The organism is Azospirillum brasilense, assembly GCF_007827815.1.
GTDB classification, from domain to species: Bacteria; Pseudomonadota; Alphaproteobacteria; order Azospirillales; family Azospirillaceae; genus Azospirillum; species Azospirillum brasilense_C.
On the sequence record NZ_VITH01000001.1, the window covers coordinates 693,405 to 718,131 of the forward strand.

Sequence of the window (24,727 nt, forward strand, 5' to 3'; positions counted from 1 at the left end):
TTTTGTCGATGCGCCGCACAACGCGGGGAATGTTTGCCCTGTTCAAATGGCGAAGCGATGGTTCATACTTCGCGGCAGACACCATTGCCACACGGCATCGGTCAATCAAGGGCGTTAGCTGCGGGGGAGTCTGTGAGCGTACCCGAAGGCAAGGCGAATGACCTTTTGACGAACTATGATCCCGGCCTTTACTACGACGAATTGTTCGGAGGCCGTGATTATCCAGCCGAGCACTCGGCGCTGATCCGGCAGAGACTGGCCGGTCTGAACTTCGGGGATTTGTTGAGGCGGTCGCAGGACGCCGAACGTGAACTGTACAATCTGGGCATCACCTTCCTCGTTTATTCGAACAAGGACGCGGTGGACCGGATTCTTCCCTTCGACATCATTCCCCGGGTGATCTCGGCCAAGGAATGGGCGCATCTGGAGGCGGGAATCACCCAGCGCGTCACGGCGCTGAACCTGTTCCTCCACGACATCTACCACGACCAGAAGATCCTGAAGGACGGGGTGATCCCCGCCGACCTCGTGCTGGGCAACGGCTGCTTCCGGCCGCAGATGGTCGGGCTGGACGTGCCGTTCGACACCTACATCCACATCATGGGCACAGACCTCGTCCGCGACCGCGAAGGGACCTTCCGCGTGCTGGAGGACAACGGGCGCGTGCCGTCCGGCGTGTCCTACGTGGTCGAGAACCGCCATATGATGCAGCGCGTGTTCCCGGACCTGATGCAGGACATCGGCATCCGCCCGGTGGACAATTACGGGCACAAGCTGCTCGACGCGATGATGGAGATCGCGCCGCAGGACGTCGCCGACCCGCAGGTCGTGCTGCTGTCCCCCGGTTCCTACAACTCCGCCTATTTCGAGCACATCTTCCTGGCGCGCGAGATGGGCGTGCCGCTGGTCGAGGGCCGCGATCTGGTGGTGGAGAACGACCGCGTCTACATGAAGACCACCAACGGTCTGGCGCGGGTCGATTCGATCTACCGCCGCATCGACGACGCCTTCCTCGACCCCAAGGCCTTCAACCCGGACAGCATGCTGGGCGTGCCGGGCATCATGGAGGCCTACCGCAAGGGCAACGTGGCGCTGGCCAACGCCATCGGCACCGGCGTGGCGGACGACAAGGCGATCTACTGCTACGTCCCGCGGATGATCAAATACTACCTGGACCAGGAGGCGATCATCCCCAACGTGGACACGCGCATCTGCCGCGAGGCCGACGCGCTGCAGTACACGCTGGACAATCTGGACAAGCTGGTGGTGAAGCCGGTCGGCGAGGCCGGCGGCTACGGCATCACCATCGGCCCGCGCGCCAGCAAGGAGGAGTTGGCGGATTGCCGGGCCAAGCTGCTGGCCGATCCGTCCAACTACATCAGCCAGCCGGTGGTCGACCTGTCGGTCTGCCCCACCGTGACCGACGACGGCATCGATCCCCGCCACGTCGATCTGCGCCCCTTCGCCATCACGGGCAAGAACACCTGGGTGCTGCCCGGCGGTCTGACCCGCGTGGCGCTGAAGAAGGGCACGCTGATCGTCAACTCGTCGCAGGGCGGCGGGTCCAAGGACACCTGGGTTCTCCAGGACGGGGGGCCCCAGGATGGGTCACAGGAAGGGAGCGCGTCGTGAATCTGCTGGCCCGTTACGCCGAATGCATTTTCTGGATGGCGCGCTACATGGAGCGCGCCGAGAATCTCGCCCGCATCCTGGACGTGCATGAGACCTTCGCGCGCGACACGCGGGGGATGACCAACTGGTTCTCCATCGTCCAGCTCAACGCCGACGAGAAGGACTTCTTCAGCCGCCACGACCGCCCGACGGCGGAGGCGGTGGTCCACTACTACATGTTCGACACCCAGAACACGAACTCGCTGGTGTCCATGCTGCGCATGGCGCGGGAGAACGCCCGCGTCCTGCGCCCCTGGATCTCCACCGAGATGTGGACGCAGATCAACGTGTTCCACAACAAACTGGTGGAGATGAACGGCAAGGGCGTCGCGCTGCCCAACCTGTCCAAGGTCTGCACCTGGATCAAGGAGGAGTGCCAGACCCACACCGGAATCACCGAGGGCACCTTCTACCGCGACCAGGGCTGGTACTTCTACCAGCTCGGCAAGTACATCGAGCGGGCGGACCAGACGACCCGCCTGCTCGACATCAAGTACCACACGCTGCTGCCCTCCCCTGTCGTGGTCGGCTCCACGCTGGACATGAGCCAGTGGACGACGGTGCTGCGCTCCGCCGCCGGGTACCACGCCTTCCGGCGCGTCTACCCCCGCGGCATGTCGCCGACCACGGTCGCCGGCTTCATGATGTTCAACGAGGGATTCCCGCGCTCCGTTGTGATGTGTGTGCGACAGATCGACGGCCTCTTGACCCGCCTGAAGTCCCGTTACACCCTGCGCAACGGCAGTGAGGCGATGGAGAAGGTGGACGAACTGCTCGGCGCGCTGTTGGCCCGCCCGATCGAAGAGGTGATCCAGCTCGGCCTGCACGAGTATCTCGACGGCGTGCAGGCCCAACTCTGCGGGATCACTATCGAGATCGGACGCGCCTTCTTCGGCCAGGACACCGTCCCGATGACCCAGAGCCAGTCCCAGTAAGCTTCGTTACCGTAACCTCCGTTCAGCACCCTCTCCAGCCGCAGACCCCCAACAGCCGGCCCCCGGGCCGGTGATCCAGAAGTCAGCCAGCCGATGTCGGTCATCCAGCCGCAACTCCGCCCGCTCCAGCAGTTCTTCCGGTCCGGGCCGATGCCCTGCCCCTATCTGCCGGGCCGGGTGGAGCGCAAGCTGTTTACCCGGCTGTTGGGGCCCTATTCGGCGGAGGTCAACTCCACCCTGTCGCGCGCCGGCTTCCGGCGCAGCCACGACATCGTCTACCGGCCGGTCTGCCCGAACTGCCAGGCCTGCGTCCCGGTCCGCATCCCGGTGGCCGCCTTCGTCCCCACCCGATCGCAGAAGCGGGTCCTCCGGGGCAACGGCGACCTGACGCTGGCGGAGGCGCCGGCCGCCGCCACGACGGAGCAGTACCGGCTGTTCTCGCTTTACCAGAACTCCCGCCACGGCGAATCCGACATGGCGCGCATGGCCATGGCCGATTTCGCCGCGATGATCGACGAGGGCCGGGCCGACACCAGCCTGTTCGAGGCGCGCGACGCGGAGGGGCGGCTGGCCGGCTGCATGCTGACCGACCGGCTGACCGACGGCTATTCCGCGGTCTACAGCTTCTACGATCCCCGCCAGGACCGCCGCAGCCTGGGCAGCTTCATGATCCTCAGCCTGCTGGAGCGCGCCCGGGCGGACGGCCTTCCCTACGTCTATCTCGGCTATTGGATCGCCCAGAGTCGCAAGATGGCCTACAAGGCCAAGTTCCGTCCGCTGGAGGCGCTGGGCCGCGACGGCTGGTTCCGCCTGCCGAACGATCCGGAAGACTGACCGACCGACCGCCGGATTGACTGTGATCGGAGACTATTGGGGCAATCACGTATAAAGGCTTTCAAGCTCTTGCGCTGCCGGGGCCACCTGCGGAATATTGCCGCAGCAAACACCCCATGGTGTTACCATAAAAGATTGAACCGGCGCCCAGCGCCACCGTTCACAGGGCAACAAAAGGAACGGACGGGGATACACCCGTTCCAAACCAACAGGGAGGCTCTCCGTTGAGGTTCCTGCTCCGAATCAGCGGGCTGATCGATGCTGTCAACGACGGCGTCGGCAAACTCGTCTATTGGCTGGTGCTGGTCGCCGTGATTGTCAGCGCCGGCAACGCGACCATCCGCTACAGCCTCCATTACAGCTCCAACGCCTGGCTTGAGCTGCAATGGTACCTGTTCTCCGCGATTTTCCTGTTGTGCTCGGGCTACACGTTCCTGCGCAACGAACACATTCGCATCGACATCGTGCTCGGCCGCTTCTCCAGGCGCGTCCAGTGCATGGTGGACATCTTCGGGATCCTCTTCTTCCTGTTCCCGATGGCCATCCTGATCATGTGGCTCTCCTGGCCGATGTTCTGGGACAGCTTCATCACCAAGGAAATGTCGAGCGACGCCGGCGGCCTGATCCGCTGGCCGGCCAAGATCCTGGTTCCCGCCGGTTTCTTCCTGCTGACCATGCAGGCGGTGTCCGAGCTGATCAAGCGCGTCGCTTTCCTGGCCGGTCTGATTGACCAGCCCGGCGAGAAGATGCACAGCCACTCCTAAGAGACCGGGAACCACACACGATGGCCGCCTTCCTCATTGAGAACATGGCGCCGCTGATGTTCGCGGCGCTTGTTCTTTTCCTTTTGATGGGTTTCCCGGTCGCCTTCGCGCTCGCCGCGAACGGCCTTCTCTTCGGTCTGATCGGCATCGAGCTGGGTCTGCTGACGCCGGCGCTGTTCCAAGCGCTGCCAGAGCGCGTCTTCGGCATCATGCGCAACGACACGCTGCTGGCCATTCCCTTCTTCACCTTCATGGGCCTGATCCTCGAACGATCCGGCATGGCCGAGGACTTGCTCGACACGGTCGGGCAGCTCTTCGGCCCGCTGCGCGGCGGTCTGGCCTATGCGGTGATCTTCGTCGGCGCGCTGCTCGCCGCGACGACCGGCGTGGTGGCCGCGTCGGTCATCTCGATGGGCCTGATCTCGCTGCCGATCATGCTGCGCTACGGCTATGACCGCCGTCTGGCGTCGGGCGTCATCGCGGCGTCGGGCACGCTGGCCCAGATCATCCCGCCGTCGCTGGTGCTGATCATCCTGGCCGACCAGCTCGGCCGTTCGGTCGGCGACATGTACGCCGGCGCCCTGGTCCCCGGCCTGGTGCTGACCGGCCTCTACGCCGGCTACATCCTGGTCGTCAGCATCGTCCGCCCGGAGTTCGCTCCGGCCCTGCCGCCGGAGGCCCGCTCCCTGCGCGGCTTCCAGCTGCTGTTCCGGGTGCTGACCTCGCTGGTGCCGCCGCTGGTCCTGATCTTCCTGGTGCTGGGCACCATCTTCCTCGGCATCGCGACGCCGACGGAAGGCGGCGCCATGGGTGCCGCGGGCGCCATGATCCTGGCGCTCATCAAGCGGCAGCTGAGCTGGTCGCTGATGCGTCAGGCGATGGACACGACGGCGAAGCTGTCCTCCTTCGTCATCTTCATCCTGATCGGCTCGACGGTCTTCGGTCTGGTGTTCCGCGCCGTGAACGGCGACCTGTGGGTGGAGCATCTGCTGACCAGCCTGCCGGGCGGCGAACTGGGCTTCCTGATCGTCGTCAACATCATGGTCTTCCTGCTCGCCTTCTTCCTCGACTTCTTCGAGCTGGCCTTCATCATCGTGCCGCTGCTCGCCCCGGTCGCGGAAAAGCTGGGCATCGACCTGATCTGGTTCGGCGTCCTGCTGGGCGTCAACATGCAGACCTCCTTCATGCATCCGCCCTTCGGTTTCGCCCTGTTCTTCCTGCGCAGCGTCGCTCCACGGGAGGATTACAAGGACAAGATCACCGGGAAGATCATCAAGAAGATCACCACCGGCCAGATCTACTGGGGCGCCGTGCCGTTCGTCTGCATCCAGCTGATCATGGTGGCGCTGGTCATCATGTTCCCGGAGATGGTCTTCTCCGGCCTGGACCGCGGCGAGCCGATCGATCTGGACAATGTGAAGATCGAGATCCCGGCCTTCGACTCGGGCGAACCGCCGCCGCCGTTCGGCGCGCCGGAACAGCCCGCCGAGGACCCCAACGCCGACCTCATGAAGCAGTTGCAAGGCAAGTGACCGGTCCTTCCCTCCTCCCCTGCTTGGCGGGGGAGGAGCCTGGATCGGACAACAGCCGGATCATCGGCAACAAAAAAAAGCCCCGCTTCCGCGGGGCTTTTTCGTGTCCGGCCTCTTTCCCCTTACGACTTCTTCTTCGGCGTCGGCGCGGAGTAAACGAAGTTGTCGAAGGTGTTCTCGGCGACGCGGAACCACAGGTATTCCTCATCACGGAACTTGCGCCACTGCTCGTAGACCTTGCGGAACTTCTCGTTCTTCGCGGCTTCCTCCTCGTAGACATCGAAGGTCGCCTGGTAGCAGGCCTGCAGGATGTCGCGCGGGTAGGGCTTCAGCACGGTGCCGGCGCCGACCAGACGCTTCAGCGCGTGCATGTTCACCACGTCGTACTTGCCGACCATGTCGGCGGTCGCGTCGGCGCAGGCCGCCTCGAGAATCGCTTGGTAATGCTTGGGAAGCTGCTCCCACTGCGGCAGGCTGACGAGGAAGGACACCTGCGGCCCGCCCTCCCACCAGCCGGGGTAGTAGTAGTATTTGGCGACCTTGTTGAAGCCGAGCTTCTCATCGTCGTAGGGGCCGACCCACTCCGCCGCGTCGATCGTGCCCTTCTCCAGCGCCGGATAGATGTCGCCGCCGGCGATCTGCTGCGGCACGACGCCCAAGCGTTGCAAGATGGTGCCGGCATAGCCGCCGATGCGGAACTTCAGGCCCTTCAGGTCCTCCACCGTCTTCAGCTCGTTGCGGAACCAGCCGCCCATCTGGGTGCCGGTGTTGCCCGCCGCGAACTGGACGATGTTGTAGCCTTTGAAGAACTCGCGCATCAGCTCCATGCCGCCGCCGTGAGTCATCCAGGCGTTCTGCTGGCGCGCGTTCAGGCCGAAGGGCATTGCCGCGTCGAAGGCGAAGGTCGGGTCCTTGCCGACGTAATAGTAGGAGACGGTGTGGCCGCACTCCACGGTGCCGTCCTTCACGGCGTCCAGCACCTGCAGGCCGGGAACGATCTCGCCGCTGGCGAAGGTGCGGATCTGGAACTTGCCCTCGGTCATCTCGGCGACGCGCTTGGCCACCCGTTCGGCGCCGCCGTAGATGGTGTCCAGGCTCTTGGGAAAGCTCGACGCGCAGCGCCACTTGATCTCGGGGTTGCTCTGCGCGATGGCGGGGGCGGCCAGCGTGCTGGCGGCGACACCGACACCGGCGCTGGTGATGAAGGTACGGCGTTTCATGGCGGTCTCCTTGGGTCCTCTCGTCCCGGCGTGGGCGCACACCGCCGTTCCTGCCCCCGCAAAGGGGCGCGGCGCGCGAACCGAAAGGCTGTTGTTTTTTGAAGAAGTTGTCTGGCAACGCCGGATCGACGTCACCGTGCGGGTCACGAACCGGGGCTGCCGGGGCCGATGGGCCGCCGTGCCGCCGCTGTGCCTTCACACGGATCTGTGGTGACCATGCGCGTGCCTCCCTGTCGCCCGGTGTTCCTCCGGCCCCGGACGCCCTCTTCGGGGCACTCCTTCGGTCGGCGGTACCGAGTTCGTTTTGATACGTTCACTATGCCGGAATCGCGGGTCAGAGTTCAAGTCCGAGCATGGCTGAACCCTACCAATTCGGGAACTTTCCGTCGGAAATTCCGCCAAAAGTGAAACGGGGGGCCGAAAGCCCCCCGTTTGCGCGCAACGTTAGGTGTATAGGTTCGGGAAACGGCCGGCTTACGTGAAGCGGTTCACCTTGGGGAAGCCGTTGGGCGGCATCTTGCCGACGCCGGCGCGGTTGCCCAGCCAGCCGGTCAGGTTGGTGACGTTGAACTGCCGCTCGCCGTGCTTCCAGCTCAGCCCTTCGGCGATGGTGAAGACCTTCAGGTCAGACAGGCTGCCGTCCTTGTACTTCTGGAGCTGCACGCCTTTGCCGCGGGCCATCACCGGCACCTGCTCCAAAGGGAAGACCAACAGCAGGCGGTTGTTGCCGATAACGGCAACATGGTCGCCCTCCGCCGGGATGCAGATCTTGGCGTCCTTGTTGTCGTCGGGATTCAGGACCTGCTTGCCGGAGCGGGTGTGGGCGACGACCTCGTTCTCCTCGACCTGGAAGCCGCGCCCGTCTTCGGACGCGACCAGCAGACGGCGGTCGGGCTGATGCTTGAACAGGGTGATGATGTCCGCCTCGTTGCCGAGATCGATCATCAGCCGCACCGGCTCGCCGAAGCCGCGCCCGCGCGGCAGCTTGTCGGCGGACAGCGTGTAGAATTTGCCGTTGGTGCCGAAGACGAGGAGCTTGTCGGTGGTCTCACAATGGACCGAGAAGCCTTCCTTGTCGCCCTCCTTGTATTTGACGTCGAGACGCTCGGCGTCGGTCAGATGGCCGCGCACCGCGCGAATCCAGCCCTTCTGCGAGCACAGCACGGTCAACGGCTCGCGCTCCACCATGGCGTCCACGGGGATGTCGATGACGGCCGTGGCCTCGGCGACCTGCGTGCGGCGGTCCTCGCCGAAGCGCTTGCGCGTCTCCTCCGTCTCCTTGCCGATGGTCTTCCAGCGCAGGCTCTCGTCCGCCAGCAGCTCGCTCAGGCCGGCGCGCTCGGCGGTCAGCGCGTCGTTCTCGCGCTGGATCTCCATCTCCTCCAGCTTGCGCAGGTTGCGCAGCCGCATGTTGAGGATGGCCTCGGCCTGCACCTCGGTCAGGGAGAAGGCGCGCATCAGCGCCTGCTTGGGCTCGTCCTCCTCGCGGATGATGCGGATCACCTCGTCCAGGTTCAGATAGGCGATCAGGTAACCGCCCAGGACCTCCAGCCGATGATCGATCTTGGCCAGCCGGTGGCGGGACCGCCGCTCCAGCACCTCCATGCGGTGGTCGAGGAAGGCGTCCAGCACCTCGAACAGGTTCATCACGCGCGGGACGTTGTCCTTGTCCAGCACGTTCATGTTCATGGCGAAGCGGACTTCCAGATCGGTCGTCTGGAACAGCGAGGCCATCAGGACCTCGGGGTCGACGTTGCGGCTCTTCGGCACCAGGACGAGGCGCACATCCTCCGCCGACTCGTCGCGCACGTCCTCCAGAAGCAGCAGCTTCCGGTTGGTCAGAAGCTCGGCGATCTTTTCGACCAGCCGGGCCTTCTGCACCTGATAGGGCATCTCGGTGACGACGACCTGCCACGTGCCCTGCCCCAGCTTCTCCACCTCCCACCGGGCGCGCAGGCGGAAGGAGCCGCGGCCCGTGCGGTAGGCCTCGACCACGTTGGCCCGCGGCTCGACCAGCACGCCGCCGGTCGGGAAGTCCGGGCCGGAGATCAGGGTGACCAGATCCTCGATCTTCGTCGGGGCCGGCTTTTCCTTGCCGGCCAGCGCCGCCTTGACGCAGTCCAGCTTGTGCTTCAGCACCAGTCGCAGGGCGGAGCAGAGCTGGGCGGCGTTGTGGGGCGGGATGTTGGTCGCCATGCCCACGGCGATGCCGCTGGAGCCGTTGGCCAGCAGGTTGGGGAAGTTGGCCGGCAGGACCGCCGGTTCCTCCCCGTCACCATCGTAGGTCGGGCGGAAATCGACCGCGTCCTCGTCGATGCCTTCCAGCAGGGCCTTGGCGACGTCGGTCAGGCGCGCTTCGGTGTAGCGCATGGCCGCGGCGTTGTCGCCGTCGATGTTGCCGAAGTTCCCCTGCCCGTCCACCAGCCGGTAGCGCACCGCGAAGTCCTGCGCCAGACGGACCAGCGCGTCGTAGACGGAGGTGTCGCCGTGCGGGTGGAACTTGCCGATCACGTCGCCGACCACGCGGGCCGACTTCTTCGGCGGGGTCGAGGGGTCGAGGCGCAGCTGGCTCATGGCGTAGAGCAGACGCCGGTGCACCGGCTTCAGCCCATCGCGCACGTCGGGCAGCGACCGCGCCATAATGGTGGACAGTGCGTAGCTCAGGTACCGCTCGCTCAGCGCGTCGCGGAGCGGCTTTTCCTGGATGTCAAGGACGGGGTCTTGGGCAGGGTCTCGGGACGTCATGGCGTGTGGATACCAAATCTAGCGGCCACGCGCCACCGTGTTCTCGTAACGTTCTCTTAATCGCAGTCTTGCCGGCGGCAGCGGGCCGTTGAGCAGATGGCGCTCCAGGAAATGGCCGGTCAGGCGCAGCCCCTCCCCCACCGCCTGCGGCCCGCCGCCGCCCAGCCCGATGAGGAATCCGGGCAGCGGCAGCAACCGGTCGCGGTAGGGCTCCCCGGCCGAGGCCGACACCGCGCGGCCGGTGCGCGGGCTGACATAGGCGAGGTAGTCGTTGGTCCCGGTGACCGCGCAGCGGTCGAGGTCGAGCCCGAATCCAAGCTCGGCGAGCAGCCCGACCTCCCACCGCACGTAGGACTCGGCCCAGGCGTCGCCGCCCAGCAGACCGAACAGCGCCAGCAGCCCGTCGAACAGCGCGGGGTGTGGCTGGTGCTCCGGCAGGGCGGCTTCGGCCAGCGCGCAGGCGGCGGTCAGGGTCGCGAGTCGCAACGGATCATCGAGAAAGGCGGCGGAATAGCCCTGCACCGCCTCCAGCGTCAGGGTGCCCAGATGCTCGGGCAGGCGCGCGCGCCAGCGCGCCGACACCAGCGTGCCCGGTTCCAGCGCCGCCCGCGTGCGACTCGACCGCCCGCCCATGACCATGCCGGCGTGCCGCCCATGCTCCCGCGTCAGCAAAGTGACGACCGCCGAGGTCTCGCCATGCGGCCGCGCCGACAGCACGACGCCCTGATCGGACCATTCCATCACATGTCAGCCCTGGGAAAGGCGAAGGCCATGCCGCCCCTCCGTTCGTGTGCCCCCGCATCCATATGCCGCGTCGGCAGGGGCACTGTCGCGCCAAATCAACTGTTCTTCAAAATGGTCAAAAAAATCCATCGCCCGCCGAACAGCAGACGTCAAAATCAATAAAGGCAATTTTCCAAATACGCCTAAGATGAAGAATCCAAAAGCGCCGAAATACTGTTTATGTTGTATGTTCTGTGCATGTCTATATCGTGGGCGCCTTCCGTACCCTTCACGGTCACGAAGACCTTGAAGGATGTCTCGTCCTCTGACTGAACCTTTATCGGCTCCACCCTTACCGTCAACCGGTCCTGGTTGGAGCGCGGGGGCTGGGATAAGCCGAGAGGCACATCCGCATCGCCGCTGACATCGATCTCCATCGAACACTCCATGGATCGCATCACAAGAAAAACAGACGATACCTAGTCAACCCTTGCAGGGAAAGCAATAAGCCTTCTGTGGGAAGCCATGTGGCTTTTCGTCTGGCTAAGAACCGTATAAAGCACATCCGCGTAGGCACTCGCCAGCTCTGGACAATATCTTCTGTCAAATGCGCGGCTGCTCTCACAATCCACACAGACGAATCCCCAATAGTCATCTTGAACATGACCTTGCAGAGACGGCTTATTTTCCGGGGTCTTTTCATACTTTATACCATCCCCGTATTGAAATCGGATTGGCACGGCAAGCGTGCTCTTGAAGGGCAGCTTCCATCCGACAACCTTGGAAAACCCCAGGAACGTACGGATCTCTGGCTCTCCGACGATTGAGAACGCCCCGTTGTGATACTTGTGGATTCGCCACTCCCGGATCAGATTGTTTCGAAGATAATAGCGGCTGCAGCCATCCAATCCGTAAAATATGTTCTTCAAACTCGTAAATTCATGAAGGGACATGGGCCTCATCGCAACCGACCGTCGCTTCGATGACAGAATGTCCTCCTTGACAACCGCGACAAGAAATTTGTTGTCGTCGCCCTGCTTCTGCAGCTCTTTTATAGAAACTCGGCAGTGCTTTCCGGTGATCAGGGTAAAACAATTTGCGAGACTGCTGGCGATGTTGGAAAGAAGCTCATCAAGGCTTGGATCCTGCCCCAGATGAAGCTCCGCCACATAATCGCGGGCGATATGGCAGGCATAATGCAAATGAAGAACCGCTTGCGCGTAGCGATGAAGCTTCTGCTGCTCGCGAACAATGATATAAAACAAGGACGCCAACAAAAGAGAGACAACGGAAACCGCATACACCACCCCGACCCAATCCTGCGGAAACCAAACCGGGGACACAAACAAGCTCAATATGGAGGCCAGTCCAGCGGCAACCGCGAACCAGGAGGAGGCATGATCAAAATTCTTCTTGGGTAGCTGCTCTCGGTAGGCAGCTCTTTTTGTATTCGAATTTTCCATCCGGCAACCCATGAAAGCGCAGTTTTCTCAAAGATACGCAAACATACCAGAGCATTCTTTTTTAAGCTCGACCAACAATCTAGTCCAAGCAGTTGGACAACGTCAATTATCGCTTTTGTTTGCACACCAACGCAGTGATCAGCCGAATCGGTCTCTCATTACTGGCGACGACTGGGAGTTCCTCGTGGTCCCACCTTCCGGACTGGCCTTCCGGACTGGCCGGAAAATCGTGCGGCGCACGAGTGGCACGACCTCGCACGCGACCGCTGTGGGGCAAGCGGACCGTTCATGCGCATTCAGCTTCACATCTCATTCACCATTCCGGCACTATGTTGCGAGTTACGGAATGCGGGCGCGCCGCGGCGGTGAGGGGGCTTTGAGCAGCACGATCGAGCGATATCTGCTGGCCGAGAAAGCCGGCTCCGAAGGCGTCTGGGACTGGGACCTTCGCAACGATACGATGTTCCTGTCTCCCCGCTTCAAGGAGTTCCTCGACCTGCCGCCGGGCGACGTCAATCGCCCGGAAGATTGGCTCGACCGCGTCCACCCCGACGACATCGACTGGCTCTACGCCTCCTTCGAAGGCCAGATGGTCGGCGTCTCGCTGCCTTTCCAGATCGAACACCGCGTCCGCCGCGCCGGAAGCGGTTTATCGTCCCCGGACGCCGGCGCATCGCCGGACGACGGCGACTCCGGCTGGCGCTGGCTGGTCTGCCGCGGCATGGCGGTCCCCGACGAATCGGGCGATCCGGTCCGCCTCGTCGGGTCGGTCGCCGACATCACCGACCGCAAGCACGCCGAACGCCAGCTGCGCCGGAGCGAGGAGCGCTATGCGCTCGCCGCCGCGGCCAGCAACGACGGCCTATGGGACTGGGACCTCGGCGCCGGAACCGTCTATTACTCGCCGCGCTGGCTGTCGCTCCTCGGGCTGGAGGTGGGCAGCGTCGGCAGCAGCCCCGACGAATGGATGGGGCGCGTCCATCCCGACGACCGCCCGTCGTTGCGCGCGGCGCTGGACGCCCTGGGCGGCGACAACACGGTGTTCCAGATCGAGTATCGTGTGCGCCACGCCGATGGCGGCACCCGCTGGATGGCTTGCCGCGGCATCGCCGTGCTGGACGCGCAGGGCCGCCCGGTGCGGCTGGTCGGCAGCCAGGCCGACGTCACCGACCGCAAGACCGCCGAGCAGCGCCTGCTGCAGAGCGAGGAGCGCTACGCGCTCGCCGCCGCCGGCGCCAACGACGGGCTGTGGGACTGGCGGCTGGACACGGACGAGGTCTATTATTCCCCGCGCTGGGCGGCCATGCTCGGCTTCGCCGGAGACAGCCTGTCCAACCGGATCGGCGAATGGTTCGGCCGCGTGCATCCCGACGATCTGGCCGGGCTGCGCACCGCCATCGACCTGCACCTGACGGGCGAGCGCGAGCATCTCCAGCACGTCTTCCGCATCAGCGCCGCCGACGGGGACGAGCTGTGGATGCTGGTCCGCGGGCTCGCCGTTCGCGACGGATCGGGCCGGGCGGTGCGAATCGCCGGATCGATGACCGACATCACCGCCCAGAAGCGGGCGGAGCAACAGCTCCTGTTCGACGCCTTCCACGACGGCATGACCGGGCTGCCCAACCGGACCCTGCTGCTGGACCGCATCGGGCAGGCGCTCGACCGCAACCGGCGGGCCGGCGGCAAGGCCTTCGCCGTCATCTTCGTCGATCTCGACCGCTTCAAGTCGATCAACGACGCGCTGGGCTCCAGCGTCGGCGACCGGTTGCTGAAGACCATCGCGGAGCGGCTGGACGAGACCCGCCGCATGGGCGACACGCTGGCCCGCCTGTCGGCGGACGAGTTCGCCGTTCTGCTGGACGGCATCGACGATGTCGGCGATGCCCTGTCCGCGGCGGAGTGCATGGGCGAGGCCGTCGCGCGGCCGCTGGCGCTGGACGGCCACGAGCTGGTGCTGTCCGCCTCCATCGGCATCGCGCTCAGCGTCTCCGGCTACGACCGGGCGGAGGAGATGCTGCGCGACGCCAGCCTCGCCATGTACCGCGCCAAGTCGGGCGGGCGGGCGCGCATCGACGTGTTCGACAGCAACCTGCGCCGTCAGGCGATGGCCCAGATGCGCACGGAAACCGACCTGCGCACGGCGCTGGAGCAGAATCAGCTCGTCCTCTACTACCAGCCGATCGTCGCCCTGTCCTCGGGCCACATCGCCGGGTTCGAGGCGCTGATGCGCTGGAAGCACCCCGAGCGCGGGCTGGTCCCGCCGGGCGAATTCATCCCGCTGGCCGAGGAGTCGGGCCTGATCGTCCCGATGGGCCGCTGGGCACTGCGCGAGGCGGCGCGCCAGCTCGGCCAATGGCAGGCCCGCTTCCCCCGCCCCGCCCCGCTGTTCATGAGCGTGAATGTCTCCTCCCGCCAGTTCAGCGACGACGACCTGATCGGGCTGGTCAGCGAGGTGCTTCAGGAAAGCGGCGTTCCGCCGTCGAGCCTGAAGCTGGAGATCACGGAAAGCCTGCTGATGAAGGACCCTGCCAAGTGCCGGGTGCTGATGCAGGGCATCCGCGACATGGACGTGCGCCTGTCCATCGACGATTTCGGCACCGGCTACTCGTCGCTGTCCTACCTTCACAAGTTCCCGGCGGACACGCTGAAGATCGACCGCAGCTTCGTCCAGGCCATCTCGTCGGGCGAGGGCAACGCCGCCATCGTGCAGGTGATCGCCACGCTGGCCGCCATCCTGGGCATGGAGGCGGTGGCCGAAGGCGTGGAAACCGAGATGGAATCGGAGTTCCTGCGCGACATCCTGTGCAAGTACGCGCAAGGCTACCTCTACGCCCGACCGGCGCCCGCCGACGCCATCGAGGCGCTGCTGCTCCGCGAGGCGGAGGAACCGCTGGTCGTCCCCAGCCTGGCGTAAGGCATCCCCTCTCCCGATCCGGCCCCGCCACGGCCCCATCCAACGGACACTTTCCCCGGCACCGCCCTTTGTGCGACTGTCCGCGCTCTTTCATCAGGACAGATCAGGATCTCGCGTTATGGCCGACCGCAACTGCGGAGAATGCACGCTGTGCTGCAAGCTGATGGGCGTGCCCGAACTGAAGAAGCCGTCGGCCAAGTGGTGCGTGTCCTGCGACCAGGGCAAGGGCTGCACCGTCTATGAGGAGCGTCCGCAGTCCTGCCGGAACTTCCAGTGTTTCTGGCTGATGGACGAGAATTTCCCCGACGAATTCCGGCCCGACCGCATCAACGCCCTGGCCGCCTTCAACGACGTCAAGGACAGCTGCGTCCTCCACGTCGATCCGGCCAAGCCGCGCGCCATGTCCAGCCCGAAGGTCAACGCCCTGATCGACGCGCTCCTCAAGAGCTACGCCAAGGTGTTCGTGCTGTCCGGCAAGGAAAGCGCGCTGATCCAGCGCTGAGGCGGGTTACGCCCCGCCGCCGCGGAAGTTGAGCAGGCTCGGCGCCTTGTCGATGATCTCCTCCAGGATCAGGGAGGCGGTCTCCAGATCGCGCTCCAGGTCCGCGCCGAGCTTGCCGGCGTAGTTGGGGCGCTTCAGCTTCTCATGGGCGTCGTGCAGGCTGCGCAGTTCCGCCACGAAGATCTCGCGGGCGCCCATCGGCAGGATCGGGTTGGCCGACAGCACGAAGAAGAAGCGCATGCTGGCCCGCACCAGAAGGGCCAGCATCACCGTGTCCAGCCGCTCGAACTGGTCGCGCAGGTCGTCGGAGCGGGTGTCCACGAGGTTGCGCAGGCGCTGCTCGATCAGGATCACCAGCGCCTGGAACTCGCCCACCTTGTCGCGGAATTCGCGGTAGGCGCCGAAGCTGTGCTTGCTCGCCTCATGCTCGGCCAGTTGGGCGAGCTTCGACGCCTCCCGGCACTGGCGCTCCAGCGCGGACAGCAGTTCCTTGACCTCGGCGCGGGTGTATTGGCGCTTGCTCATGACGGCGGAAAGACCCTTCGACGCGACGGCCTGCCCTATAGCACGAAGACAGGCGCCGGTCACCGGGACGCTTCACCCGCGCAACGGAAGGAAGTCCTGGCCTCAGTGATCCGCCGCCGCCGGCTTGCCGCCCGGACGCCGCACCAGCGGCATCAGCAGGAGCCCGGCGAAAAACACCCCGGCCATCAGCAGCAGACAGTCGTTGAAGGTCAGCACCATCGCCTCCCGCTCCACCATGCGGGCGAGCGTCTTCATGGCCGCGGCCTGCGGGTCGGCGACCAGCCCGTCGAACTTGGCGGCCAGCCCGTCCAGAGTCTCCTGCACCAGCGGACGGGCGAGGTTCAGGTTGTCGCCCAGCCGGTTCATGTGCAGGGAGGCCCGCTCCAGCAGCACGGTGTTGATCGCCGCCAGACCGATGGCGCCGCCCAGGTTGCGCATCAGGTTGTAGAGGCCCGACGCGTTCTTGAGCTGCTCCGGCGGCAAGGTGCCGAGCGCGATGGTGTTCACCGGGATGAAGCAGAGCATCAGGGACAGGCCACGCACCGCCTGCGGCAGGAACAGCTCCCAGAAGCCGGACTGGTTGGTCAGGTGGGCGTTCAGCCAGACGCCCGTGCCGAACAGGCACAGCCCCATCGCCAGCATCACCCGCAGGTCGAGCTTCTTCGACAGCGCGCCGGCGATCGGCGCGGACAGGAACTGGAAGGCGCCGGTCACGAACATGATTGTGCCGATCTGCAGGCTGTTCAGCCCGCGCACCCGCGCCAGGAACAGCGGCTGCAGATAGACCGCCCCGTAGAGCCCGATGCCGATGATGAAGCTGTAGAGCGAGCCGATGGCGAAGTTGCGGTCCAGGAAGGCGCGCAGCTCGACGATCGGGTTGCCGTAGGTCAGGACCCGCCAGAAGAAGCCGACGGCGGACACCGCGGCGACCACCGCGAAGATCGCCACATACTCGTCCTGGAACCAGTCCTGGCGCGGGCCTTCCTCGACCACGAACTCCAGGCTGCCGAGGAAGGCGGCCATCAGCCCCAGACCGATGAAGTCGAAGCCCTTGCGCAGCGCCGGGTTGGGCTTGTCCACATCGACCAGCGTCCAGACCAGCGAGGTCACGGCGATGCCCGGCAGCACGTTGGCCAGGAACAGCCAGTGCCAGGAGAAGCTCTGGGTCAGCCAGCCGCCGAGAGTCGGCCCCAGCGTCGGCGCCATGGTGGCGACCAGACCGATCATCACCGACACGCCGGCCCGCTTTTCCGGCGGAAACAGGGAGAAGCTGGTGGCGAAGACGGTCGGGATCATCGCGCCGCCGATGAAGCCCTGGAGCGCCCGCCACACGATCATCGATTCGATGCTGGAGGTAAAGGCGCAGGCGACGCTGGTCAGGGTGAAGCCGGCGGCGGCGATGGTGAACAGCACGCGGGTGGAGAGAATCCGCGCCAGCATGCCGGACAGCGGGATCATCACCACCTCGGCGATGAGGTAGGAGGTCTGCACCCACGAGATTTCGTCGGCGCTGGCCGCGAGGCCCGCCTGGATCTCCGACAGGGAGCTGGACACGATCTGGATGTCCAGGATCGCCATGAACATGCCGACGACCATGGACAGGAAGCCCAGCCAGTCGCGCGTGCTCACCGGGCGCGGTCCGGCGCCGGACCCGGTATTGGAAGGGGTAGAGGAAGGAGCCGCCGCGCCCCGGCCCGCGGGGGGCGGGGGAGTTTGGAGCCGGGACGCGGCGGTCTCGCCACCCGCGTCCGCCGGGGGATTGGCGTTGCGGGCGGTGGGGGTGTCGTCGTTGGTGATGGCGGTCATGGTCGCCCTCTCCAGGACGAAAGAGATTGGAACGAAAAACGGGTGTCGGCGCGGTTACTTCGACGCGACCGTCCGGCCGGGGACCAGCGCGCCCATGACGGTGCCCCTGTCGTGCGGCTGCTCCTCGGCGCCGCGGGTGTCCACTTCGGCGACCACCGACAGGCCGGGGCGCAGCAGGCCGGACAGCGCGCTGTCGCGCGGCAGGGCGATGCGCACGGGCACGCGCTGCACGATCTTGGTGAAGTTGCCGGTCGCGTTCTCCGGCGGCAGCAGGCTGAACTGCGAGCCCGACGCCGGGGCGAAGCTCTCCACCCGGCCGAGCAGATGCTTGTCCGGATAGGCGTCCACCTCCACCGTCACCGGCTGGCCAGGGCGCATGCGGGCGAGCTGCGTCTCCTTGAAGTTGGCGACCACATAGACGTCGGGCAGCGGCACCAGCGAGAGAAGCTGAACGCCCGGACGCGCGTACTGGCCGACCTGGACGCCGCGGTTGCCGACCACCCCGTCCACCGGGGCGCGGATGACCGTGTTGTTCAGGTCGTTGCGCGCGGTCTGCAGGGCGGCCTCCGCCTGACGCAGCCGGGCGTCGGTCTCGCTGCGGCTGGCGTTCAGCACGCCGACCTGATCCTGCTCCGCGACCAGCGCGGCGCGGCTGCGGGCGGTCTCCGCCGTCGCCTTTCGCAGGTCGGCGTCCGCCGTCTCGAACTTCTGGCGGCTGGCCCAGCTGTCGCTGGCGAGCGCGCGGGTGCGGTCGAAATCCTGCTGGGCGCGGCGCTGCTCGGCCTCGGCGCTGGAAACCGAGGCGGCGGCCTGATCGATGATCGCCTTCTGGAGCTGCAGCTTGCTGTCGATGGTGCCGAGCGCCGCCTTCTGCGCGGCGACGTTGGCCTCGGCTTCCGCCACCTTCGCGCGGAAGTCCTGATCATCGAGAACCGCCAGCACATCGCCCGCGGCGACCTGCTGGTTCTCCGCCACCCGGACGTCCCGCACATAGGCCGAGACCTTGGGGCTCACCACCGTGATGTCGCTGTGAACATAGGCGTTGTCGGTCGACTCGAAGAAGCGACCCTCGGTCCACCACTCCCAGCCGGCGTAGCCGCCACCGGCCAGCGCCGCCACCGCCACACCCGACAGAACGATCTTCCGCACGGTCTTGACCATCGTAATCCAGCCCACCCGTTTCGATTCTTTGCCCGGCACGGTCCGGCTCGCCGCCGTCCCGCCGAAACTGAACCGTTCAGTTTAGTCTTGCGAAAAGATGATCGCGGGCCTACCTGTTGTCAAGAGTGAACTGAACGGTCTAGTTTTAACGTTTGGGATTGTGGTTGGATGCGGAACGCGTTACGGCAGCGGGGACTCGGCGCACGAAGGTCCGCAGGCTCCGCCGGCACCGTGGTACAACAGGATGCAGGGCCGGTGGCAGGACACCCGGTTTCAGGCCCCCTGGTTTCAGGACATGAGGAACGCATGAGCACGCTGGTCGCCCCCACCCCGGAGGCAGGATCGAAGCCCGCGCAGATCCTGGAGGCCGCCGGAAAGCTGTTCCTGGACCATGGCTATGGCGCCGTCAGCATGGACGCCATCGCCAAGACGGCCAACGTGTCCAAGGCGACGCTCTACGCCCATTTCGGCAGCAAGGACGAGCTGTTCCGCGTCATGGTCGCCCGCGAATGCAAGGGGCACGCGATGGCCGCCGTTTGCGAGGAGGCGCGCGCGCTCGACACGGCCGACGGGCTGCGCCTGATCGCCCGCCAATTCGTGACGATGATCCTGTCGCCGCATGCGCTGGCCGGCTACCGCGTGGTGGTCGGCGAGGCCCACCGCTTCCCCGAGCTGGCGAGCGCCTTCTACGAGGCGGGCCCCGCCCGCACCATGGAGCACATCAGCGCCTTCATGACCGACCTCGACCGCCGCGGCCTGCTGCGCATCCCCGATCCGCAGTTGGCGGCGGAGCAATTTGTCGGACTCGTCAAGTCGCACACGCACCTGCGCTTCATGCTGTGCCTGTCGGAACGCCCCACGGAGGAACAGCTGACCCGGATCGTCGACGGCGCCGTCTCCCTGATCATCCGGGGCTACGCGCCATAATGGAACGGCGGTCAGCGACCGCCGTCAAAGGTGATCATGACCTCCTGCACCCCGGCGGAGTCCGCCTGGACGTCGCGGAAGGTGGCGATCTCACCGGGAAGAATCTGCGGCGGCACCGGCTCGACGGTCCAGTTCCGCAACGGCTGACGGTCGGCGCCGAGCGCGGTGACCCGCAGCGCCGGCACCGCGCGCGCCGTCTCGGAAACGTTGAGGATCTGCCCCTCCACCAGCAAGGCTGCCTTGCCGTCCTCGGCCTTCTGCTCCGATCGGACGTTCTGGAGCTGGAGGCCGGTGCCCGGCGGCTCCACCGGCAGGCCGACCGTCTCGTAGAACAGGGCTGCCGGGGGCCACAGCCGCACCACGGCGACGCGGCCAAAGTAACCGGCGGCGCCGATGGCCAGCAGGACCGCAACGAAACTCCCCCAGCCGACCAGCGCCCGGCGCCGCGCGCCCGCGTCCGCCGGAGGCTTGGCAGCCGCCTTCGTCTTGGAGGGTGGCGTCTTGGCGGATGGCGGCGGGACCGGATGGAACTCGGTCACCGCGTCGGGGGGAAAGGCGGCCTCATCCTGCGGCGACTGCCACCACATGTGGCCGCATTGGGCGCAACGCACCTTCCGGCCCTGCGGACCAACCGCCGAATCGGCAAGAGTGTACCGTGTGTCGCAGGCCGGGCAGGTGATGATCATAGATGCCGATCGTTGTCACCGAATTTGCAGACTGTCCTTATAGGTAGTCATGGGGTGTGAAGCAAGGAACGCTCGGGGCCCGCGCTCGGCCCCGACCACCACCACCCCGGCCAGGGCAATGGCTGCCGCGCGGTGGACAGCGGTGGACGCGCCCGCCCCTGCCGGTGCATTGTCCATCCGCGCACCCGGCGGGACGCCGCCGGGGCCTTCCGTTGCGCCTTTGGTGGGACCGTGATCCGTTTCGAAAATGTGGGACTGCGCTATGGCACCGGGCCGGAGGTGCTGCGCGACATCAGCTTCACCCTGCCGCCCGGCTCGTTCCACTTCATGACGGGGGCGAGCGGGGCCGGCAAGTCGTCGTTGCTGAAGCTGATGTATCTGGCGCTCCGCCCGTCGCGCGGGCTGGTCACCCTGTTCGGCAAGGACATGGCGCGGGTGAAGCGCACCGACCTTCCGGCGTTGCGCCGTCAGATCGGCGTGGTGTTCCAGGACTTCGCCCTGCTCGACCATCTCTCGGCGCTCGACAACGTCGCCCTGCCGCTGCGCATGGGCGGCGCCCGCGAGTCCGACGTGGTGGAGCACTGCACGGAGATCCTGCGCTGGGTGGGCTTGGGCAACCATCTGAACTCCCTGCCCTCCACCCTCTCGGGCGGGCAGCAGCAGCGCGTCGCCATCGCCCGCGCCGTCATCAACCGCCCGCGTCTGCTGCTGGCCGACGAGCCGACCGGCAACGTCGACGACGGCATCGGAATGCGTCTCCTCTACTTGTTCGAGGAGCTTCACAAGCTGGGCACCACCGTGGTCATCGCCTCGCACAACGAGGCGCTGATCCGCCGCTTCGAGCACCCGCGCCTGATGCTGGAGAACGGGCGCCTGCACGTCCTGCCGGCGCACGCCTCGCGCTGGGCCTGACGCGGAGGGAAGGAGACACGCCATGGCCCTGCCGCCGCTGACCCGCCGAAACTCCGACCTGCCGCTGGCGAAGGACCCGACCTCGCGCTTCCTGATGTGGCTGACCGCGCTGATGGTCTATCTGGCGGCGCTGGCGCTGGCCGGGGCCCTGCTCGTCTCCGACATGACCCGGCGCTGGGACAGCGGTCTGGCCGGCGGGCTGACCGTGCAGGTCATGCCGCTGCCCGACAGCGTCCAGGCCGCCCCGCTGGAGGAGCGGACGGAGGCGGCGCTGACCGTCCTGCGCGCCACCCCCGGCATCGCGACCGCCAGCCTTTTGTCCAGCGGCGACGTCGGCCGGCTTCTGGAGCCGTGGCTGGGCAAGGAGGCCGCCGATCCGCTGCTGCCGATGCCGCGGCTGATCGACGTGATGACCAACGGGCCGGTGGACACGGCGGCGCTGGCGGCGCGCCTGACCTCCGCCGCCCCCGGCGCCACGCTGGACGACCACGCGGTGTGGCTGGCCGACCTGCGCCGCTTCGCCGGGGCGATGCACCTGGCGGCGCTGGGCATCGTCGCGCTGATCGGCGGGGCTGGCGTGATGGCGGTGATCTTCGCCGTGCGCTCCGGCCTCGCCATCCACCGCCATGTGGTGGAACTGCTGCACCTGATGGGGGCCACCGACCGCTATGTGGCGCGGCAGTTCGAATCGCACGTCATCGGCCTGACCCTGCGCGGCGGCATGACCGGGCTGCTGCTGGCCGCCGGCACGCTGGGCGGGATCGGCCACGCCGCCGCCGGGCTCCACGCCAGCCTGCTGCCTGACCTCGCCACCTCGCCCTGGTGGGCCGTCGCCGCGCTGGCCGCCGTGCCGCTGGCCGCCTGCCTGCTGGCGGCGCTGACCGCGCGCTGGACGGTGCTGCGCACGCTGGAGTCGATGCCGTGACGGCCCGCCCGATTCATCCGTCCGGAGGCTGAGGGATGGCGCTCCCCTCGCGACGCACCCGGGTCATCCGCGCCTTGAAACGACTGCTGCTGCTGGCAGCTTGGTGCGGACTTCTGTGGCTCGGCGGGCTGTTCTGGTTCGCCGCGTCGATCCCCCGCACCCCGCCGCAGCCCGGCAGCGCCGAGGCCACGCGCAACACCGACGCCATCGTCGTGCTGACCGGCGGCAGCGGGCGGCTGAGCACCGGGCTGGAGCTGCTGGCCGACGGGCGGGCGCACCGGCTGTTCGTCTCCGGCGTCTACGAGGGGCTGGAGGTGCAGGAGCTTCTGAAGCGCTCCCGCCAGTTCCCCGGCGAGATGGAATGCTGCATCACGCTCGGCTACTCGGCGGACAGCACGATCGGCAACGCCTACGAGACGGCGGACTGGCTGCGCGCCCAGGGCTACGGCTCGATGCGGCTGGTCACCGCCAATTACCACATGATGCGCAGCCTGCTGGAGTTCCGCATGGTGATCCCGGAGGTCGAGGTGGTGCCCCACCCCGTCGCCTCCCCCAACGTGCATCTCAACGACTGGTGGCTGTGGCCGGGCACCGCGAATCTGCTGATGACCGAGTACAACAAGTACATTGTGACGCGCCTTCGCTACACCCTTGAGAAGCTGATCGAATCCTGACAAGTTCCCGGCCATGATCTTCCTGCGCTCCCTCGCCTTCAACGTCGCCTTCTATGTGTGGACGGCGGTCATCTGCGTCGGCATCCTGTGGTCGCTGCTGCTGCCGCGGCGCAGCATGATCCGCGTGATCACGTGGTATTTCGGCACCGTCTCGTGGCTGGAGCGCACGCTCGTCGGCATCCGCTACGAGGTGCGCGGGCGGGAGCATGTTCCCCAGAGCGGGTCCTTCATCCTGGCCGCCAAGCACCAGTCGGCCTGGGAGACGATGAAGCTGCACTTCCTCGTCAACGATCCGGCGATCATCCTGAAGCGCGAGCTTCTGTGGATTCCCATCTGGGGCTGGTACGCCGCCCGGTCCCGGATGATCGCCGTCGACCGCGGCGCCAAGGGCCGCGCCGTCGCCTCGATGGTCCGGAACGCCCGCCCGGTGCGGGACGAGGGCCGGCCCATCGTGATCTTCCCGCAGGGCACGCGGGTCGCCGTCGGCGCCTACCGCCCCTACCGGATCGGCGTCGGCGTGCTCTACGACCATCTCAAGATCCCCATCGTGCCGATGGCGCTGAACGCCGGCCTCTACTGGGCGCGCAACAGCTTCATCAAGCGGCCGGGCACCATCACAGTGGAATTCCTGCCCCCCATCCCTGCGGGCCTGGGCCGCGCCAAGGCCATGCAGGAGCTGGAGGAGCGGCTGGAGGCGGCCACCGACCGGCTGGTCGTCGCCGCCGGCGGACCGGCGACCGTGCGGCCGAAGGCGGCGGAGCCGGCCACCGCCGCGGTGAGCGAAACCGCCTCCTGATGCGGCGCGGCGCGGCCTTCGCCTTTCTTGCCGGTCTTGTGCTGGCGACGTCGATGGCGACGGATGCCCACGCCCAGTCGCAGCCGAGTGCGGAACGCTTCTCCAACGCCGCGGTGACCGGAGGCGTCACCATCACCCGCAAGGCCTGCGCCGCGCTGGAGGCCCAGGAAACCGCCGCCTGGGTCGAGGTGGACGGGCGCGGGGAGTGCCTGCGCTACTACGCGGCGGGCCTGCGCCCCGCCCCCGGCCCCAACCCCATCGCCGCGGCCTGGATGCACGGCGACATCATGGGGACCAAGCCGACCTCCGTCGGCCACCAGGAGGGGTTGGGCGTCGCCGCCATGATCGACCAGGAACGCGCCCTGGCGGAGCGGTTCGGCATCCCCTTCCTGTTCCTCGCCCGGCCCGGCGCCTATGGCAGTTCCGGCCGTTTCTGGACAACGCGCCACACGCCGCGCGAGGCGGCCCTGATGAACGCCCTGCTCGACGTCCTGAAGGCCCGCTACGGCGTGACGGCATGGGCGCTGGGCGGCCACAGCGCCGGCGGCACGCTGACCGCGGAGTTCCTCGCCCGCCGCCACGACCTGCGCTGCGCGGTGATCTCCTCCGGCGCGCCGGCCTACCGGGCCTATCTGGAGGCGCGCGGACTCCAGAGGGTGCTGGCCCGGCCGCAGGGTTGGTTCGATCCCGCCGACTCGCTCGACCGCATCCCGCGCGACCCCGAACGCCGAGTCTTCGTCATCGGTGACCCGCGCGAGACGAACATCCCGTTCGACACCCAGCGCGGCTACTTCGACGCCCTGGCGGCGCGCGGGCACGCGGCGTGGCTGGTGCCGCTGGAGCGGGCGCCTGCCCCGCGCCGCCACAGCCTCGTGGACTTCGGCGAGACCGCGCTCGGCCTGTGCGGGTCCGGCGCCGACACCGGGCGGATCCTGGCGACGCTCAAGGCCATGCCGGACCAGCGGGACCGCATCAGCAACTGACTGACGGAACGCAAAGGGAACGGCCGGAC

General features: G+C 66.6%; 22 protein-coding genes. 13 read left to right on the forward strand and 9 right to left on the reverse strand.

Going from position 1 to position 24,727, the window contains the following annotated elements; all coding sequences use genetic code 11:
• The first annotated feature begins 165 nt into the window (after positions 1-165).
• The 5 genes from FBZ83_RS03210 to FBZ83_RS03230 all read left to right on the forward strand — a co-directional run bounded on the left by FBZ83_RS03210 (position 166) and on the right by FBZ83_RS03230 (position 5,736).
• Positions 166-1,632, forward strand: a complete 1,467-nt coding sequence (locus tag FBZ83_RS03210; RefSeq protein WP_145672733.1) for a circularly permuted type 2 ATP-grasp protein — start codon at positions 166-168, stop codon at positions 1,630-1,632.
• On the forward strand, positions 1,629-2,606 hold the full coding sequence (locus FBZ83_RS03215; protein ID WP_145672734.1) for an alpha-E domain-containing protein: 978 nt from the start codon (positions 1,629-1,631) through the stop codon (positions 2,604-2,606). Before FBZ83_RS03210 ends, FBZ83_RS03215 begins: the two co-directional genes overlap by 4 nt.
• Positions 2,607-2,699: 93 nt before the next feature.
• Positions 2,700-3,440 carry an arginyltransferase gene (locus FBZ83_RS03220; RefSeq protein WP_145681030.1) on the forward strand — a complete coding sequence of 247 codons (741 nt, stop codon included), beginning with the start codon at positions 2,700-2,702 and terminating at the stop codon, positions 3,438-3,440.
• Positions 3,441-3,664: 224 nt separating this feature from the next.
• Positions 3,665-4,204, forward strand: coding sequence for a TRAP transporter small permease subunit (locus tag FBZ83_RS03225; RefSeq protein ID WP_145681031.1), 540 nt, complete (start codon positions 3,665-3,667; stop codon positions 4,202-4,204).
• A 20-nt stretch (positions 4,205-4,224) separates the two neighbouring features.
• Entirely contained in the window at positions 4,225-5,736 is a 1,512-nt protein-coding gene (locus FBZ83_RS03230) for a TRAP transporter large permease (RefSeq protein ID WP_145681032.1), read from the forward strand.
• Positions 5,737-5,858: 122 nt separating this feature from the next.
• Here the strand turns inward: FBZ83_RS03230 and FBZ83_RS03235 are convergent, their stop codons facing one another.
• From FBZ83_RS03235 to FBZ83_RS03255, 5 genes are all read right to left on the reverse strand, one after another.
• On the reverse strand, positions 5,859-6,956 hold the full coding sequence (locus tag FBZ83_RS03235; RefSeq protein WP_014198296.1) for a TRAP transporter substrate-binding protein: 1,098 nt from the start codon (positions 6,954-6,956) through the stop codon (positions 5,859-5,861).
• A gap of 474 nt (positions 6,957-7,430) precedes the next feature.
• On the reverse strand, positions 7,431-9,701 hold the full coding sequence (parC, locus tag FBZ83_RS03240) for a DNA topoisomerase IV subunit A (RefSeq protein ID WP_145681033.1): 2,271 nt from the start codon (positions 9,699-9,701) through the stop codon (positions 7,431-7,433).
• A gap of 18 nt (positions 9,702-9,719) precedes the next feature.
• Positions 9,720-10,445: a DNA repair protein RecO gene (gene recO / locus FBZ83_RS03245; RefSeq protein ID WP_432612484.1), complete on the reverse strand. Its 726-nt coding sequence runs from the start codon at positions 10,443-10,445 to the stop codon at positions 9,720-9,722.
• 182 nt (positions 10,446-10,627) lie between these two features.
• Complete coding sequence (locus FBZ83_RS03250; RefSeq protein WP_145681035.1) at positions 10,628-10,861, reverse strand: hypothetical protein; 234 nt, start codon at positions 10,859-10,861, stop codon at positions 10,628-10,630.
• Positions 10,862-10,903: 42 nt separating this feature from the next.
• Entirely contained in the window at positions 10,904-11,899 is a 996-nt protein-coding gene (locus FBZ83_RS03255) for a hypothetical protein (protein WP_211101615.1), read from the reverse strand.
• A 364-nt stretch (positions 11,900-12,263) separates the two neighbouring features.
• Between FBZ83_RS03255 and FBZ83_RS03260 the strand changes: the two genes are divergently transcribed.
• A complete protein-coding gene (locus tag FBZ83_RS03260) occupies positions 12,264-14,801 on the forward strand; it encodes a sensor domain-containing protein (RefSeq protein WP_145681037.1) in 2,538 nt (845 codons plus the stop codon).
• Positions 14,802-14,919: 118 nt separating this feature from the next.
• Entirely contained in the window at positions 14,920-15,303 is a 384-nt protein-coding gene (locus FBZ83_RS03265) for a hypothetical protein (protein WP_040135007.1), read from the forward strand.
• Between the two features lie 6 nt (positions 15,304-15,309).
• Here the strand turns inward: FBZ83_RS03265 and FBZ83_RS03270 are convergent, their stop codons facing one another.
• The 3 genes from FBZ83_RS03270 to FBZ83_RS03280 all read right to left on the reverse strand — a co-directional run bounded on the left by FBZ83_RS03270 (position 15,310) and on the right by FBZ83_RS03280 (position 18,795).
• Positions 15,310-15,828 carry a hypothetical protein gene (locus FBZ83_RS03270; protein ID WP_145681038.1) on the reverse strand — a complete coding sequence of 173 codons (519 nt, stop codon included), beginning with the start codon at positions 15,826-15,828 and terminating at the stop codon, positions 15,310-15,312.
• 102 nt (positions 15,829-15,930) lie between these two features.
• Entirely contained in the window at positions 15,931-17,424 is a 1,494-nt protein-coding gene (locus FBZ83_RS03275) for a DHA2 family efflux MFS transporter permease subunit (protein WP_119509379.1), read from the reverse strand.
• 264 nt (positions 17,425-17,688) lie between these two features.
• Entirely contained in the window at positions 17,689-18,795 is a 1,107-nt protein-coding gene (locus tag FBZ83_RS03280; RefSeq protein WP_145681180.1) for an HlyD family secretion protein, read from the reverse strand.
• A gap of 306 nt (positions 18,796-19,101) precedes the next feature.
• Here FBZ83_RS03280 and FBZ83_RS03285 point away from each other — a divergent pair, with 306 nt between their 5' ends.
• On the forward strand, positions 19,102-19,722 hold the full coding sequence (locus FBZ83_RS03285; protein WP_145681039.1) for a TetR/AcrR family transcriptional regulator: 621 nt from the start codon (positions 19,102-19,104) through the stop codon (positions 19,720-19,722).
• An 11-nt stretch (positions 19,723-19,733) separates the two neighbouring features.
• Here FBZ83_RS03285 and FBZ83_RS03290 read toward each other — a convergent pair whose 3' ends face one another.
• Positions 19,734-20,408: a zinc-ribbon domain-containing protein gene (locus FBZ83_RS03290; RefSeq protein WP_145681040.1), complete on the reverse strand. Its 675-nt coding sequence runs from the start codon at positions 20,406-20,408 to the stop codon at positions 19,734-19,736.
• Between the two features lie 231 nt (positions 20,409-20,639).
• Between FBZ83_RS03290 and ftsE the strand changes: the two genes are divergently transcribed.
• From ftsE to FBZ83_RS03315, 5 genes are all read left to right on the forward strand, one after another.
• Positions 20,640-21,320: a cell division ATP-binding protein FtsE gene (gene ftsE / locus FBZ83_RS03295; protein WP_014198283.1), complete on the forward strand. Its 681-nt coding sequence runs from the start codon at positions 20,640-20,642 to the stop codon at positions 21,318-21,320.
• Positions 21,321-21,342: 22 nt separating this feature from the next.
• Positions 21,343-22,245, forward strand: coding sequence for a cell division protein FtsX (locus FBZ83_RS03300; RefSeq protein WP_145681041.1), 903 nt, complete (start codon positions 21,343-21,345; stop codon positions 22,243-22,245).
• A 74-nt stretch (positions 22,246-22,319) separates the two neighbouring features.
• Positions 22,320-22,919, forward strand: a complete 600-nt coding sequence (locus tag FBZ83_RS03305) for a YdcF family protein (protein WP_247888116.1) — start codon at positions 22,320-22,322, stop codon at positions 22,917-22,919.
• Between the two features lie 13 nt (positions 22,920-22,932).
• Entirely contained in the window at positions 22,933-23,715 is a 783-nt protein-coding gene (locus FBZ83_RS03310) for a lysophospholipid acyltransferase family protein (RefSeq protein WP_145681043.1), read from the forward strand.
• On the forward strand, positions 23,715-24,698 hold the full coding sequence (locus FBZ83_RS03315; RefSeq protein WP_145681044.1) for an alpha/beta hydrolase family protein: 984 nt from the start codon (positions 23,715-23,717) through the stop codon (positions 24,696-24,698). Before FBZ83_RS03310 ends, FBZ83_RS03315 begins: the two co-directional genes overlap by 1 nt.
• Positions 24,699-24,727 lie beyond the last annotated feature (29 nt).

Coding starts and splice junctions, on each gene's coding strand:
- FBZ83_RS03220 (WP_145681030.1), top strand. CDS start 2,700: ATGTCGGTCATCCAGCCGCAACTCCGCCCGCTCCAGCAGTTCTTCCGG.
- FBZ83_RS03230 (WP_145681032.1), top strand. CDS start 4,225: ATGGCCGCCTTCCTCATTGAGAACATGGCGCCGCTGATGTTCGCGGCG.
- FBZ83_RS03235 (WP_014198296.1), bottom strand. CDS start 6,956: ATGAAACGCCGTACCTTCATCACCAGCGCCGGTGTCGGTGTCGCCGCC.
- parC (WP_145681033.1), bottom strand. CDS start 9,701: ATGACGTCCCGAGACCCTGCCCAAGACCCCGTCCTTGACATCCAGGAA.
- FBZ83_RS03250 (WP_145681035.1), bottom strand. CDS start 10,861: ATGGAGATCGATGTCAGCGGCGATGCGGATGTGCCTCTCGGCTTATCC.
- FBZ83_RS03255 (WP_211101615.1), bottom strand. CDS start 11,899: ATGGGTTGCCGGATGGAAAATTCGAATACAAAAAGAGCTGCCTACCGA.
- FBZ83_RS03265 (WP_040135007.1), top strand. CDS start 14,920: ATGGCCGACCGCAACTGCGGAGAATGCACGCTGTGCTGCAAGCTGATG.
- FBZ83_RS03270 (WP_145681038.1), bottom strand. CDS start 15,828: ATGAGCAAGCGCCAATACACCCGCGCCGAGGTCAAGGAACTGCTGTCC.
- FBZ83_RS03275 (WP_119509379.1), bottom strand. CDS start 17,424: ATGGTCGTCGGCATGTTCATGGCGATCCTGGACATCCAGATCGTGTCC.
- FBZ83_RS03280 (WP_145681180.1), bottom strand. CDS start 18,795: ATGGTCAAGACCGTGCGGAAGATCGTTCTGTCGGGTGTGGCGGTGGCG.
- FBZ83_RS03285 (WP_145681039.1), top strand. CDS start 19,102: ATGAGCACGCTGGTCGCCCCCACCCCGGAGGCAGGATCGAAGCCCGCG.
- FBZ83_RS03290 (WP_145681040.1), bottom strand. CDS start 20,408: ATGATCATCACCTGCCCGGCCTGCGACACACGGTACACTCTTGCCGAT.
- FBZ83_RS03300 (WP_145681041.1), top strand. CDS start 21,343: ATGGCCCTGCCGCCGCTGACCCGCCGAAACTCCGACCTGCCGCTGGCG.
- FBZ83_RS03310 (WP_145681043.1), top strand. CDS start 22,933: ATGATCTTCCTGCGCTCCCTCGCCTTCAACGTCGCCTTCTATGTGTGG.
- FBZ83_RS03315 (WP_145681044.1), top strand. CDS start 23,715: ATGCGGCGCGGCGCGGCCTTCGCCTTTCTTGCCGGTCTTGTGCTGGCG.